The organism is Enterobacter sp. GER_MD16_1505_Eko_090 (genome assembly GCF_003331015.1).
Taxonomy (GTDB): domain Bacteria; phylum Pseudomonadota; class Gammaproteobacteria; order Enterobacterales; family Enterobacteriaceae; genus Enterobacter; species Enterobacter roggenkampii.
Genome location: NZ_PUQF01000001.1, coordinates 1 through 14,151 on the forward strand (window position 1 = coordinate 1; position 14,151 = coordinate 14,151).

10 protein-coding genes and 3 pseudogenes are annotated in these 14,151 nt (G+C 48.6%); 4 read left to right on the plus strand and 9 right to left on the minus strand.

The window, feature by feature from the left end; genetic code table 11:
- Positions 1-65: 65 nt before the first annotated feature.
- A pseudogene (locus C6A40_RS25185) lies at positions 66-253 on the plus strand (DDE-type integrase/transposase/recombinase); the annotation flags it as partial.
- 165 nt (positions 254-418) lie between these two features.
- On the opposite strand, the gene C6A40_RS00005 reads toward C6A40_RS25185, so the two are convergent.
- The 6 genes from C6A40_RS00005 to C6A40_RS25560 form a co-directional block, all read right to left on the minus strand.
- Positions 419-1,423: a LacI family DNA-binding transcriptional regulator gene (locus C6A40_RS00005; RefSeq protein WP_003029591.1), complete on the minus strand. Its 1,005-nt coding sequence runs from the start codon at positions 1,421-1,423 to the stop codon at positions 419-421.
- 29 nt (positions 1,424-1,452) lie between these two features.
- Positions 1,453-2,853: a sucrose-6-phosphate hydrolase gene (locus tag C6A40_RS00010; protein WP_003029589.1), complete on the minus strand. Its 1,401-nt coding sequence runs from the start codon at positions 2,851-2,853 to the stop codon at positions 1,453-1,455.
- Positions 2,853-4,223: a sucrose-specific PTS transporter subunit IIBC gene (locus C6A40_RS00015; RefSeq protein ID WP_000345204.1), complete on the minus strand. Its 1,371-nt coding sequence runs from the start codon at positions 4,221-4,223 to the stop codon at positions 2,853-2,855. The genes C6A40_RS00010 and C6A40_RS00015 overlap by 1 nt, the downstream gene beginning before the upstream one ends.
- A gap of 137 nt (positions 4,224-4,360) precedes the next feature.
- Complete coding sequence (locus C6A40_RS00020; protein ID WP_003029587.1) at positions 4,361-5,878, minus strand: carbohydrate porin; 1,518 nt, start codon at positions 5,876-5,878, stop codon at positions 4,361-4,363.
- 165 nt (positions 5,879-6,043) lie between these two features.
- Positions 6,044-6,967 (minus strand): aminoimidazole riboside kinase, encoded by a 924-nt coding sequence (locus C6A40_RS00025; protein ID WP_003029584.1) that lies wholly within the window; start codon positions 6,965-6,967, stop codon positions 6,044-6,046.
- Between the two features lie 228 nt (positions 6,968-7,195).
- Positions 7,196-7,366 carry a helix-turn-helix domain-containing protein gene (locus C6A40_RS25560; RefSeq protein WP_077258089.1) on the minus strand — a complete coding sequence of 57 codons (171 nt, stop codon included), beginning with the start codon at positions 7,364-7,366 and terminating at the stop codon, positions 7,196-7,198.
- A gap of 509 nt (positions 7,367-7,875) precedes the next feature.
- Between C6A40_RS25560 and C6A40_RS00035 the strand changes: the two genes are divergently transcribed.
- Entirely contained in the window at positions 7,876-8,184 is a 309-nt protein-coding gene (locus C6A40_RS00035) for a maltose acetyltransferase domain-containing protein (protein ID WP_003029582.1), read from the plus strand.
- A gap of 28 nt (positions 8,185-8,212) precedes the next feature.
- Positions 8,213-8,869: an ATP-binding protein gene (locus C6A40_RS00040; RefSeq protein ID WP_003029581.1), complete on the plus strand. Its 657-nt coding sequence runs from the start codon at positions 8,213-8,215 to the stop codon at positions 8,867-8,869.
- Positions 8,870-8,924: 55 nt separating this feature from the next.
- Here the strand turns inward: C6A40_RS00040 and C6A40_RS00045 are convergent, their stop codons facing one another.
- The 3 genes and pseudogenes from C6A40_RS00045 to C6A40_RS00065 form a co-directional block, all read right to left on the minus strand.
- Positions 8,925-9,545: an inovirus Gp2 family protein gene (locus C6A40_RS00045; protein ID WP_008321072.1), complete on the minus strand. Its 621-nt coding sequence runs from the start codon at positions 9,543-9,545 to the stop codon at positions 8,925-8,927.
- A 461-nt stretch (positions 9,546-10,006) separates the two neighbouring features.
- Positions 10,007-10,771 carry a hypothetical protein gene (locus C6A40_RS00055; protein WP_008321066.1) on the minus strand — a complete coding sequence of 255 codons (765 nt, stop codon included), beginning with the start codon at positions 10,769-10,771 and terminating at the stop codon, positions 10,007-10,009.
- Positions 10,772-11,651: 880 nt separating this feature from the next.
- A pseudogene (locus C6A40_RS00065) lies at positions 11,652-13,046 on the minus strand (tyrosine-type recombinase/integrase).
- A 537-nt stretch (positions 13,047-13,583) separates the two neighbouring features.
- Here C6A40_RS00065 and C6A40_RS00075 point away from each other — a divergent pair.
- A pseudogene (locus C6A40_RS00075) lies at positions 13,584-13,855 on the plus strand (ogr/Delta-like zinc finger family protein).
- The last annotated feature ends 296 nt before the right edge of the window (positions 13,856-14,151 follow it).

Below are 14,151 nucleotides of genomic sequence, written 5' to 3' on the forward strand. Positions count from 1 at the left end.
CGCTGAAAGGTGCACGTCCGGTTCGGGGAGGAGAGGCAGGGAAATAGTCCGACTACGCCCTGCCTCTTACTCTACTCTGGACAGGCAAGCGTTGGGCTTACCTTGCTGTTGTTCTCGATCTGTTCGCAAGGAAACCTGAGGGTTGGGCAATGTCATTCTCACCGGACAGCAAGCTGACATCAAAGCGCTGGAAATTGCGTGGGAAGCTTGCGGTAAACCCGCCGGAGTGATGTTCCACAGTGACAGTAATAATGCCGGTGTCAGTCTTTACCACCACTCAGTTTGCCGTTTAACCCGATTGGTGTGATTACTGATGCAGTGAAGACCTTTCCGCATCACATCACTACAAATATTGATTTTTGATTGTTGGATTCGCACCAGATTTCACCTCTGTAGGGTATTCAAAAATGCTCAGTTATTACTGATGCCTAAACTGCAGCGTTGCGGGCAGGTAGCGTTGTAGCGTTTCGGGCGTATCGCCCTCGATCAATTGGCTTATCAGATCATAGCAGTGCCAGGCCAACTGGCGGTTATCCTGCTGTACGGTATCGATACGCAGCGACAGCGAATCATAAAGATAGTGATCGTCAAAGCTCGTCAGATGGATATCTGAGTCGAGTAAATGGTGCTGGCTCATATAGCGCAGTACCCCTTCGAGCAGTCCACAGGCGGCAGTGAACAGCGCCTTAGGCGGCCGCCCAAGTCGCGCGCAGAGTGCGGCGAACATCTCATAGCCTGAGCTCGGGTGGTAGTTACCGTTAATCACCCATTCCGGGCGCAGTGCAATACCCGCCTGAGCCAAACCCTGCGTGAAGCCGGTCAGACGATCGCGTGAAGGCGACAGACGCGACTGACCGCCTAAAAACCAGAACTCATCGCTATGCTTAGGTGCAATGCGGGAAATCAGTTCCGCCGTTGGGGTAATCGAATCAGTCATCACCAGCGGCAGCAGGCTTTCATTAGGACAACGGTCAAACAGCACTACTGGCAGTTGTTGGCTGAGCTTAAGATAGTCGGCATCGTTGTGCATACATGAAGCGACGATCAGACCGTCAACCTGGCGGGAAATCATGTTATTGACCACCACGCTCTCCTGACCGGGGTTTTCATCAGTACAAGAGATCAATAGCTGGACGCCTGCTTCGCGGCACAGCATTTCCAGCTCATGTGAAAAGACCGCAAAGCCGTGGTTGGTGATCTCCGGCACCACCAGTCCGATGGTGTGGCTGCGGTTGTCGCGCAGCGAGCGGGCGTGAATGCTTGGCTGATAGTGCTGCTCACGGGCAATCGCCAGTACTCGCTCACGCGTTTCCTGCGCCACACGCAGCTCCTTACCACGACCGTTCAGTACTAGGCTGGCGGTCGCTTTTGAGACGCCAGCCTGTTCGGCGATATCTTTAATGGTTACGCGTTTAGTTTTCATTACGACGCCATGAGCTTGAGGCAAAACGCTTATTCTACCATGCAAGTTCGCAGCGGCCAGTAGCAGAATGCGTCCGGTGTGATGCCAGAGAACATTAGCTGCCCTGAACAGGCCGGGAAGTAGCGGCAGCTCATCACTCCTTCGCCGCCGTTGATGAAAATCTCCACGCTAGACTGGTCGATGAAAATATGCAGCGAGCGGACGTCTCCGCGCCAGTAACGATAATGCTTCTCGTCGCTGGCCAGACTGGGTCGGGCCAGGCGGATCCCGCTGGCATCGCGTTCAAGGATTAATGCGCCGTCAAAATCGAGGCTCAAAATATCGTCCCCAGTGGTTTGTAGAACGATTTCCATCGGTGCCAGCGGCAGGGAGTTCCCTGCCCAGCCGTGCGCTTCGCCGCGCAGGGCGCTCAGCTCTCGTAGAGGACGTTGGTATAGCTGACCATCGATAAACTCCAGCTCACGCAGGCAGGTCATCTGATGGATCCAGCCGTTGGTGAGGGTCGGTTGAAGCATCTCTTCGCCCTCCGGCACGCCCATCCAGCCGACCAGCAGACGGCGGCCATCACTGGTAAGCATGGTTTGCGGGGCGTAGAACTCAAACCCTGCGTCCAATTCGTGCAGTTCGCCATGCTCGAAGGCCGCGCGGTGGTAGTCGAAATCGCCGCTCATCCACACTGCCGGGTAGGTGTTGAGATAGCGCTCTTTCTCACGAGGCACGCCCTGCGGGCAGCAAATCAGGACATGCTGGTCGCCGAGGGCAAACAGGTCCGGGCATTCCCACATATAGCCCGCGTCGTCCAGGCCATTGATGCCATAACCGGCGATTTCGCCCTGACTCGTCCACTCATGAAGGTCCGCTGAGCTGAATAACAACACCTTGCCACGCTTTTGCAAATCCTGTGCGCCCAGCACCATGTACCAGCGACCTTCGTGCTGCCAGACTTTCGGGTCACGCACGTGGCCGGTATAGCCCTCCGGCAGCGGTAATACCGGGCCGAGTTTGGTAAACGTGCCGTCGGCATTTTCCGTCGCCAGGCACTGCCACGCGGTTCGGCTGCCGTCGTCAAATTTTACGTTGCCGGTATAGCACAGGGTGAGCGTGCCCTGACTATCCACGGCGCTTCCGGAGTAGCAGCCGTTGCGGTCATACTCTTCATCCGGCATGAGCGCGATCGGCTCATGTTGCCAGTGCAGCAGGTCGGCAGAGCTCCAGTGCCCCCAGCACTTGAACTTATGATCGCAGGCGAGCGGGTTCCACTGATAAAACAGGTGATAACGTCCGGCAAATTCAATAAAGCCGTTGGGATCGTTCATCAGCCCGGTCACCGGCGCATGGTGCCAGCGGGGATAGTGGCTGTCGGCCAGCGCGCGCGGCTGGCCCTGCATAACAGCCTGCAAAATCGCAGGCAGGCGTGATGGATGTGACATTATTCAGCGTCCGTTTTGTATTTCAGTACCAGGGAGACGACAAAGGCGACGCCAAAGGCGATAACCATCCCGATAATGTAGTTCAGCAGCGAGCTGGCCTGCACGATAGCCATGCCAGGGATAGCCGTCAGGCCCACCGCGGTCATGTAAACATGCATGGATACCACCCACGCGCCGCCCACCGCGCCGCCAATCAGGGCTGCGATAAACGGTTTTACAAAGCGTAAGTTAATACCAAAAATCGCCGCTTCGGTGATGCCGAGCATGGCAGAAAACGCCGAGGGCAGGGTAATGGCTTTGATTTTGGCATCTTTCGTTTTGAACCACACCGCCAGACAAGCACCGCCCTGAGCGACGTTGGCCATCGCCCAAATCGGCAGCAGGAAGTTGACGCCGATGGATGGGTTGCCCAGCAGTCCCGCTTCGATGGCGTGGAAGCTGTGGTGAATACCGGTAATGACGATAACCGAATAGAGACCGCCAAACAGCAGTCCGGCCAGCCAACCGGCGTGGGTAATCAGGGTGCTAAGGACAAACGAAATACCGTCGCCAAGCGCGCGACCAGCCGGGCCGATAATCAGCAGGGCGATAAAACCGGAAATGATCACCGTCAGGAACGGCGTCAGGATCAGATCCAGTGCATCGGGGATCACGCGACGCAGCTGTTTCTCAACGATGCTCATAAACCACACCGCCAGCAGCACCGGGAACACCGTGCCCTGATAGCCGATCATGGCAATCTCAAGGCCGAAGAAGTTCATGGTGTGGAAACCGGCGGCCACACCCCAGGCGTTGGTGAGCGCCGGGTGAGTCAGGATGCCGCCAAGCGTCGCGCCAAGATAAGGATTACCACCGAACTCGCGGGCGGCGGTGAAGCCAATCAGGATCGGCAGAATAATAAACGCCGCTGAGCTGCACATATCCAGCATGATGTAGATGGCGTTACCCGGGTCGACCCAGCCGTACGTTTTAACCATCCCCAGAAGGCCCATCAACAGGCCGGAGGCGACGATAGCCGGGATGATCGGCACAAAGATGTTCGACAACAGGCGGGCAATGCGCTGGAAAGGATTCAGTTTTTTCGCCGCAATGTCGGCAGCTTCCGATTTGCTGGATTCGCCAATCCCTGCCGCCTGGATAAAGGCGGCGTAGACTTTGTTCACCACCCCGGTGCCGAAGATAATCTGCATCTGTCCGGCGTTACGGAAACAGCCCTTCACCCCATCAATTTTGCCGATGGCCTGCTGATCGGCCAGTGAGTCATCGACCAGCACCAGGCGCAGGCGTGTGGCACAGTGCGCGGCGCTGGCGATATTTTCCTTGCCTCCCAGAAGCGGAAGTAGCGAGCGGGAAATCTGTTCAAAATCCATAGTACCCTCTGAATGCGTATTGATTTTCGAGTTGTCGTCCCGTGGTAGCCGGAGCGCATTCTCTTCGTTGTTATTGTGTCCGGGGCGACGAAACGTATTTTGTCGCCCCGGCGGTTACTGTCGCCAGGTGTTAACCATCAAAACCAGGTTTCCATCTGCATCCCGAACGACCATTCGCCGCCCGATTTAAAACCACTGCTGCCCAGCGCGTCATCGCTGGCGTAATTATTGAGTTTTTTGCTCCAGTCCATCCACGAGGTGTAAAGACGGATTTCAGGACGGCTGAAGAAATCGCCGATGTCGCCAACCTTAAAGGTCGGGGCGAAGGTGAGCTTGTAGAAGCTGCCGTTTACCGCATGGCGATCGTTATAACCTTCAGGTTTGAGATCCATATACTGGTAACTGCCTTCATAAGCGAGGGCGAAGTTTTGATTGATCTCCTGGATCAGACGCATGTTGAGGGTTGCCCACTGGTAGCTGTCGCCATCGACATAACGGTCTTTACTGGTTTGTGCCAGTATCGCCGGGGCGATAAACCAGTTCTTGCTCAGTGGCGTGGTGCCGTAGCTGGCGAAGCGCCAGGTGTTAGCCCCCGAGCGTAACGCGCCGTCAGAGCCGACACCTTTAACTTCGGCACCCAGTCCGTGACCGTAGAGCAGGGCGGTTTTGCTGGCACCTTCACGCAGGCCGTAAAAACTGTCGTTGTGCAACCCGAGCAGCGCATGTACACCGGTATTTGCCGCATCGCCTTTGACCGGATTACCGTTGGTATCCTGGCGTTCGTCGTTGTCTTTTGCCCGCATCCCGCTGACCATCATCTGCACCGGCCCGATGAAATTGTTCATGCTGACGATGTAGTTCTGCACACTGTTGCTGGTATCAGCAATATCGCCGAAGTTACGCCCGTAAAGAGAGAAGTTGCTGCGAACGCTGTCGTTCCACCTGACATCGTAAATACCGCCGCCGGTACCGGCGAGGAACACGACATCCGAGTCGATCCAGTGAATGTCAAAGTTATCCCGGTCAAAGCGTTTCCCGGCCCACAGGGTGGAGCCTTTAAACGGCCCGTCGAAGGTGGGCAAGTTGCCCAGTTCAACAAAGGCCTGACGCACGTTCAAATCACTGGTGCTCGCCGTCCAGTCGTTATAAGTGGTTTGACCGTCGGCGACCATGACTTTGAAGCGGGTCGTTGCCCCGTTATCCAGGGTCTGCTTATGTTCAAGATTCATTTCAACATAGGTATCGGCCTGGTTTCCCAGGCGGCCAATAGCCCCACCGGTTTCCCCTGCTGGCGTCATGTAGGCTCCGGATTTGGTGCTGGCGCCGGAGTCATTCATTATCACGCCGGAGCGGGCGTAGCCGTGGAACTCAAACCCGCTTTTCTCATCGGCTTTTTTCTCCAGTTTGGCGGTACGCTGAGCCACTTCCTGAGTGCTGTCCTGGGTTTTTTGTTGCTGTGTCGTGAGCTGCTGTACTTTCTTCTCTGCCGACTCTGCGCGGGTTTCTGCCGTTTGCGCTCTGTTTTCGGCATCCTGTAAGCGTTTTTCCAGCGCAATTAAACGGGCTTCGATACTGCTGAGATCCGTTTGTGCATGGGCTGAGGCGGCGCCGGTTAGCAAAGCGATAAGAACCGCGAGTGTGCTTTTTCTGAACATATTGATTGCATCCCAAAAGGAAAATAAAAAATTGTGTGTTTTTACTAAACCGGTTTAGTTGCAATGTTAAGCACGACATTTAACATTTTGAAATTGATTTTGCTAAACCGGTTTAATAAGTGTGATGGATGCAACAAAGTGGACCGCGTACGACGGTATTTAGGATCAAATCTGGCGGTGTAGATCGCGCTGGTATGGCAGGGCAGTCATCGCGCCTTTCGCCAGGGTTGCCAGGGCACCGCAGGTTTGCGCCAGAGCGAGCGTTGGCTCCAGGGCATTGATATCCGCCGGCATCCCGTTGGCAGCAAGGCTGGCAAGCAGTCCGGCGACAAACGCATCGCCCGCACCGGTGGTATCCACGCTGACAACCGGTTTAGCGCTGAAATGGATAAACTGCTGCTGGAATGCGGCGATGACGCCCGCTTTACCCTGAGTCACCAGCAGTAATTCAGGCTGATAACGCTCAGTGATGCTGGCGATCCCCTGCGCGATATCATTACTCCCGCTGATGAGTATCAGCTCTTCTTCGGACAGTTTCACCACGTTCGCCAGACGCAGGGCGCGGTCGAGACAGGCGTGCAACAGGTTCTGATCTTGCCAGAGATCCAGGCGGATATTAGGGTCAAAGCTCACCCGGCCACCGGCACGTTTGATGTTCTCCATAGCCGCGAAGGTAGCACTGCGGCTGGGCTCGGCGCTGAGCGCGATGGAGCAGATGTGCAACCACTGTCCGGCGGCAAACTGTGGCAGGTCTTCTTCAGCCAGGAACAGGTCAGCGCTGGGGCGTACCATAAAGGTAAAGGTGCGTTCACCTTGGTCATCAAGGTCGACCACCACAGTGGACGTGCGGTGATGATCGTCAAGATACATATGGCTGACGTCGACCTGCTCCTGTTGCAGGGTATGACGCATGTAGCGGCCAAACGGGTCACCGCCGACGCGGCCGATAAATCCGCTGTTGCCGCCAAGGCGGGCAACCCCTACCGCCACGTTAGCCGGCGCGCCTCCAGGGCACTGTAGCAAGCGCCCTTCACTCTCCGGTAGCAGGTCCACCACTGCGTCGCCCAGAACCCAAACTTTTGCTTTCATGCTAAAACCCTCCAAGGCTAAACTTAATTAAACCGGTTTAGCATATTAAATCACAGTGAATGAGTGGGGGAAAGTTCCAGCCGGAAAAGCACTGCTCAGGGCATAAAAACGTGAGCCGCCTTACGAAATAGAATTGATTCGACAGCTGTGAAGACTTACGTCCTGGACACAAATGGATCCTGGATAAATTACCATGCAACTTGATGAAATTATCATGTTTTATCTTATTTACAGATAAATCAAAGGGCTTTTAACACCACACTTCTTGGCATAATGGTTAAGTGTAGTAATGCTCGCTCTGGATGGGTTTGCTTCTATGCTGCGCAGGTATTTGTAAGAAATACCCATTCTACTGGCGAGTTGTTGTCGCATCAGGCCAGCGAAACTGCGCAATTTCATCAGCGTTTCTGGAGGGTTTCCTTTAAAACTTCATCGACAAAACCGCTTTTTACCGTAGATACAGTAAGTGCCTCTTCTCTGCCATTATCCCAGCATCCAAGGTTACCGGGTTCTGATGTAGTCTGCCGATATGCAAGAAATGCAACGGCATCATGCTGGTTATGATGCTGTTTAATCTTCATTGTCACATGGACTATTCAGGGAGCGACAAGCGCTCCCACATGAAAACAGAACCACTCGTTTCATTTACGTGCTTCCTCAAAAGTAATCTCATACCCAATACTTCTGATTTAGTAGGGTTCTGATCATATCATGCAGCTCGATTGCGCTCAATTTGACGGTTTTCATCTTTACACAATGCTCGGTTATGATACTTTGTGATAGGCATGACAAGATCTGGCCGTAATTTTTTAGAAGTGAGTTTGCCCGCCACTTCACGGGACAGCATACATCCGGATAAAACCGGTAACAGGAAAGGCTCCACGCTGCATACGGAGGAAACAGAATTAATGAATGATAAATTGCCGCCCTGCGCTGATACCAGGGTGGAACGTGTCCGTCTTAAAGATGGGGATTACTTTTTCCCTGCTGAACCCGCCATAAAAGCGGATTCTTTGCGGACAAAATCGCTCCTTCATCGTTTTAACCACACCGATCCTGCTCATATTGATTCCCGCCTGCTACTGATGAAAGAGTTGCTGCCTGAATGTGGGGAAGGGGTATCTGTCACCACGTCTTTCCACTGCAGCAGGGGGTATAACATTCGTAAGCGTCGTCTCAGCACCGTCTGGCAGATCCTGAAATTCCTGAGAGGATAGTGGACACCAAATATGGTGGACACTATCCATGAAATCATTAACCACAGTGCGTAAAAAAAGCCCTAATTATCCCGTTGAGTTCAAAATCAAAATGGTTGAACTCTCGCATCGACCAGATATCCGAGTCTTTGCGTTTGCCAGCGAGGATAAGGAGTACCAACCGTTACTCGATGATATTCTGGATGGTCCAATGGTTGGGCGTTTTGATACTGAGGAAGCCGGAAAGGCTTTGATCGATGGTGGATTGATTGAGCGTTTGATGTCAACTATCATGCCCTTTATCACTTCAGAGGCCCCTCTACCCGATACGCATCTACGTCGGGAAACAACCTGGTATTATCCACTGGAAGCTATTCGCGAAACTGTTGTAAATGCACTGGCTCATCGTGACTGGACACGCTTTGTTGAGATAGAGATTGGCTTGTATAGCAATCGATTTGAAGTTATTAGCCCAGGGGCGCTGAATAATTCGATGTCGATTGAAAAGATGGTTACAGGTCAGCGATCACCACGCAATACGATTATTATGGAAGTCTTACGTGATTATGGTTACGTTGATTTCAGGGGGATGGGAGTCAGGACAAAGATTATTCCACTAACACAGGCCATGAGTGGCCAACTCCCTGAGTTTACTGCAACAGATGATTACTTGAAAACAATACTTTATCGCTCACCATCTTCTTGATATATAAGGTCTGGCCTTTCCATCCATAAGAAAGGCCATTGCTGTAAAAAATAAATTACCCGCGACTGCAGCCGAAGCTACGGTCGCCATCTCCATATGCTTTTGTATCGAGTTTAGCTAGGTAGTCGAGACGATTCAGTAATTTATTGTATTCTCCTTCAAAGTTAAAATCATTGACGTCTAAAATATAACGACAATTTTCAGGGTAGTGAACCAATCCCGGATAATCATCCAGTTCCAATCCCAGTGCGCTATACCATGCTCTTACAATCATCATCCTTAAATTTCTTTCAGCCTCATAATCACCTAAATGGTAATAAGCATCTTTATTAAAAAAAAGACCAAGGTGAAAGTGACATTTTCCTTCTTCGGAAAACTCCCGTGCCCAAACATGACGAACACGGTTTGGATATATTCTTTTGCCGTTAGCTGCTCTGGTTCTCTCATTGGCCTCCAACATGGCATTTAATGCATTACGGAAACGGGATATGGCACCAGGCTCTAGATTAGGAAAACAGCAAACAGTGTCACCTCTGTCTAAAATGGGTGGATAATGAACATCAACACGTAACGCCATTGTTCTGGGGAATTCACTGATAGCATCATTGACGACTCGTTCAATATGTTTTTTATAGGCGAGCACATGCTCACCATGGGAACCATGATATAATTCCATGTTTCGATCCTGTCGTTAGCCCTACGGCTTTGGATAGCCGTATATAGTAATATGATCAGACATAGCTGAATGTCTGTGGTTAGTTATATTAATTAACTATTAATAGTAATGACTGTTATATAATACCTTTCCAACAATAAAACTTGTTATCAACCCATTACCCATGCAGTAAAATAATTAAAAAGCAACTCTGCAATTATAATCACCCAAAGATGCCGTTATCCCAGTGTCTTTTTACCGTGGAAATACTTATTCCTAAGATCTTTGCCACCTTGGATTGAGAGTAATGCTTAGCCTTCTCACTCTGAATTAAATGGGAATATTTACTTCCTTCAGGCCTTCCTAGAATTTTCTTTGATTTTGCTTTGTTAGTAGGCATCTTTTACCCTCATCAAGCTATTAGGTACTAACTCCATACTGTCGAGATGTATGCAACTAAGTGGTTATGCTTAACATTGGTATCAGAAAGTATGGCTTACTTCACCGTTAAAGGGGTTAATAATGATGGCATCTCCTCCTTTCATCGCCTTTTGAGGTGTATCGCCTTCGGCAATCACAGGGACCATTACCGCTAGATCATTTGTGTAATAAATTGGTATCCAGCAATAGCATGATTGTTTAGGGGGAGTTTTATTTCTTTTCAATACTGCTTCAACTCCAAATGTAATAAGTTCAAAGATTGGCATAATCACAATGCTGCTCAAATCAAAAAAACAACCATCGTAGACTGTTTCCTTTATCAGTATGATATTAGATAACCCTCCTGCAATGAGATGTTTGTGGTTCACGCGCCGATCTGTGTAAATAAAAATTGCTTTTTTTACATTGAAACTTTTTATAATGTATGAGAGCTTTTCATGAATTAATTTTTTTTCGCTCTTACCCATCTTATCATGAGGTATTTTGTGCGCATAAAAATCTTGATCGACAACCTCGTTCCGGTGTCGAATGTGAGTGTTCCAGACGGAATGAAAAAACTCTTCGTAAGTTAATTTTGGCTCCCCCCGTGCTATTGACGGGACCTTCTCTTCAAAAATACAGCCTAATGTTGACTCCAAAGTTTGAGCTATATGATATTGCGATGTTATTTTATTCAATGCTGGGACTGTGGCGTTTAATAAAAATGATATCACCTCTGACCTGGAGTATCCTTTTGCATTGCTATAGTCGTCAATTGCATCAATAGTAGAACTATTGTTTACGCTGAAAGTGATGCGTTTTTTCATATGTGACCTTGAATTTTGTTAATGTGAGATGTGATAAATAGTATTAATCTCCCCCCATTGTTAATGGAAGGTTTGTATTAACTAACCCGGCTATTCTTTAGAATAGCCGGGGGAGGCCTCTATTAGTTACTATATACTGAGAAGGTTAATAGGTATCTATCAATGTCTTTACGTGACCAATAGTGTCGGTTTTTAATTTTCTTCGGTCGCGGTAAACCATTAGGCAGTTTGTCTTTGCAAAGCCAAGCTCGAATAGTTTGTACTTCATAGCCAATAATATTAGCTAACTCGCGGGTAGAAATTAGTTGTGACTGAGAGGGTTTTTGATGTTTGATATCGCTCATTTCATCACCCCAACATTTGATATGTGGGCAAATAAGACGATCATTGTTTTTAACAGAGATGAAAGAATGAAATGAAAAGGGGTGAATATGGGGTCTCTATCGGGATCGGGGTCGCTACTACTACCATCCGATGAAGATGATGATGAGTTTTTTGATGACGTTGTTGAACTTCGGCGTGAGCGGGAAGTATTCCCCTTTGGTGGAAAAAGGCATGTTATAGTATTGACTACATTCCTAATAGCAACTAAAAGTTTTGAAACACGGTGCCAAAGAGGTAGTATTCGGTCAGTACTACTATTATTAAAACGCTGAATTGTTGTTTCCCAAAAATTAGAACTTTTGTTTTTAGTCGGATGTAAACCCCATCTCGCTCTGATTTCCGCACTTCGGTCTTCTCTTGATACAGTTATTGGGTTAGTCACTGTAGTTAATCTCCTGCTTAGTGAGTGAATGTAGTTAGCAGTAATAAAAGATAACTGAAAAAAAATTTCTGTCAACACATGTGATTTTATGTAAGTTGTTGATATTTGATAAAATCAACGCTTATCAACGTTGTTTTTTATTTTTGCTTCTTCTAAGATCCATAATTCAACTTTTTCATGCCATTTTCTTAGCAAATCTAATGGACGGCGGCGATAGTGCTTTTCAGCAAGAGCGCTAGGCTTATGGCCCATAATCTGCGCAACAATACCTGTTGGTACTTCGACCCATTCAGCGAGGGTCCCAAAACTACGGCGCAATCCGTGCAAGCTGATATGTGGTAACTCCGCGCGAGTTAATGCTCTATTATGTGCTGAACGCGGTTCAATAATTTTGCCACTTTTGCTGTTACTTCTGAAAACCCAATTCTCCTCGTTTGTACCACGATTGGGGATCTCCATCAGTGAGCGTAACAAGTCAGAAACATAGGGAGTGAGGGGGATAATTCGCTCGCCTTCGATCTTGTCTTTAATTCTCATGCTTGACCATTTGAAATCTATGTCAGACCAGCGAAGTGAGGAAATTTCTTCACGCCGTGCACCGGTGAGCAAAAGCACTTGGAGATAGGCTGATGCAATGGGATTATTGAGGCTACGCACGGCACTGAACCAGCTTTTGAGCTGTTCTTTTTGTAAGCAATCTCCCGCTTTGCTCGCTGATATTGGAACCATTTTTCTCACGTTATGATCTTGTGCAAGATCGCCATCGATTATTCCCTGATATTTTTTCTGGTAATTAGCCCATTTGATGAATGCACGCAACAGACGGTAGGCATGAGCAGTGACGGTAGGCCGATTTTGTCTCTCTGTACTTAGCCATTCGGCAATGTTCTCTGGTGTTAGTTCTGATAATGGTCGGTCGAGCAGGCTAGCCAGTGGCCCAGGTGAGGTTGGGCCCCGGCCTCTTTTTTTACTTTCGCCTCCACGACTGGACAAGTTAACGTGATCGGCAATGTAGCGTGCAGAGTAGGGGCGTTTAGTTTTTGCGCTGATTCCGGTTCTCAATTCATCAAGATAATCTTCCCAAGCGCTTGAAAAGGTTGCCTTCGTTTTACGAGATTCAGCCTGCTGTGATTCCGCTTCAGCAATTTTTTCCGCCTTAGCTATACGCGGATCTATCCCAGTATCGATTAATGTTTGCAGTCGCCTGGCTTCGGCCCTCGCATCATCAATCCTCCAATCGTTAATGTTGCCAATGGTCATGCGAAGGGTTTTTCCCGCATACAGGCTTTGGAATACAAAGGCTTTTGCTCCACGAGTTGCTCGACATGCCAAGCTTGTTACGTCCGTATCCCAAAGGAAAACTTGGTTTTTCCCTTCAGGTAAAGTAAATCTTCGAATTCGTTCGAAGGTTAGTTTTTGTCTTGAAAGCGCCATTTTTAGGGTTCCTGTTGGGGATTACGGTTTACAGTAATGTAACGGCTGGTGTAAGTAAATTGAAAGGATAAACATCAACACTCATCAATTTACATCAACAGGTTTTTTGTTTTAATATTATGATTTAAAATGATAAATTTGTGATTTCTGATGGTTGTTCAAGCAGTTAAAATATAAAAACTTCGCATTCGTAATGCGAAGGTCGTAGGTTCGACTCCTATTATCGGCACCATCCTCTAGTTTTCTCACGACGATTCACATCAGCAAAACCCTTCAGAACATACAAATTACGCTATTTTAGTCGTTTGAGGTCACCCCTTGTCTCATGAAATCAACATGCGATTGGGGGGGCAATCAGGGCATCATCTTTTCGGCTTAGTAAATGTGTCCTCGATGATGCTGAATGCCAGTCAGGTTGAAGCCGCTAAAGGTAAAGATATAAGCTATAAACCATAAATCATCTGATGGAGGTGGCCTGTAATAGAGGTAAAAAATTCAGTATGTTACCTCTCGTTACCTCTCAGTTTAATACTTGCTACCAGTGTTACACGTTCAGAACAAAATGGAGGAGAACCAAAATCCTTTCTTCTGGCAGGCAACAGAGGTTTAGCGATGCGAGTGATGACAATTTACTGCCCGGAGTGTATGTCTGCGGCAACGGTGAGGAAAACAAACCGAAAGCACCCAAAATTATCATATGTGTATTGTTATTGCTCAAATGTTGAGTGTGGGCATACGTTGTGATGAACATTTCCTTCTCACACACGATTAGTCCCAGCGCTTTGAGCGGCCAGGGACGGATTAAAGAACTAATGGATGCCTTGCCACCGGACGAGCGACAAAAAGCATTAGAACTCCTGTTGGCAGCCAAAGAGAGCCACTGAACGGTTCACCGGGAGTAACTAAAATTTTCCCGGCTCCGGTTCATTAAATTTCAGCTGCTTAAGAGAAGACGTCTATAAGAATCAGTTGTTAACTTTTTAGTGTGCCGTCAGTTATCATGAAAAATCTCACCTAAAATTTTATATTTCTTTACTATCAATAGCTTAATTCAAGTGGTTACGATGTTGGAGTAAAGCTAAACTGAAAAAAGCTGAAATTCTTTTCACTCTTTTCAGTTCCCTGCTCGCTGTAAATCCCCAGTTTTGGTGCGGTCTGGCGCTATCATTTGTAAAAGATC

What these genes read in the sequence shown, in the direction of transcription:
- C6A40_RS00035 (WP_003029582.1), top strand. Translation starts at nt 7,876, where the DNA reads ATGAATGATAAATTGCCGCCCTGCGCTGATACCAGGGTGGAACGTGTC.
- C6A40_RS00040 (WP_003029581.1), top strand. Translation starts at nt 8,213, where the DNA reads ATGAAATCATTAACCACAGTGCGTAAAAAAAGCCCTAATTATCCCGTT.
- C6A40_RS00020 (WP_003029587.1), bottom strand. Translation starts at nt 5,878, where the DNA reads ATGTTCAGAAAAAGCACACTCGCGGTTCTTATCGCTTTGCTAACCGGC.
- C6A40_RS00015 (WP_000345204.1), bottom strand. Translation starts at nt 4,223, where the DNA reads ATGGATTTTGAACAGATTTCCCGCTCGCTACTTCCGCTTCTGGGAGGC.
- C6A40_RS00010 (WP_003029589.1), bottom strand. Translation starts at nt 2,853, where the DNA reads ATGTCACATCCATCACGCCTGCCTGCGATTTTGCAGGCTGTTATGCAG.
- C6A40_RS00055 (WP_008321066.1), bottom strand. Translation starts at nt 10,771, where the DNA reads ATGAAAAAACGCATCACTTTCAGCGTAAACAATAGTTCTACTATTGAT.
- C6A40_RS00005 (WP_003029591.1), bottom strand. Translation starts at nt 1,423, where the DNA reads ATGAAAACTAAACGCGTAACCATTAAAGATATCGCCGAACAGGCTGGC.
- C6A40_RS00045 (WP_008321072.1), bottom strand. Translation starts at nt 9,545, where the DNA reads ATGGAATTATATCATGGTTCCCATGGTGAGCATGTGCTCGCCTATAAA.
- C6A40_RS25560 (WP_077258089.1), bottom strand. Translation starts at nt 7,366, where the DNA reads ATGAAATTGCGCAGTTTCGCTGGCCTGATGCGACAACAACTCGCCAGT.
- C6A40_RS00025 (WP_003029584.1), bottom strand. Translation starts at nt 6,967, where the DNA reads ATGAAAGCAAAAGTTTGGGTTCTGGGCGACGCAGTGGTGGACCTGCTA.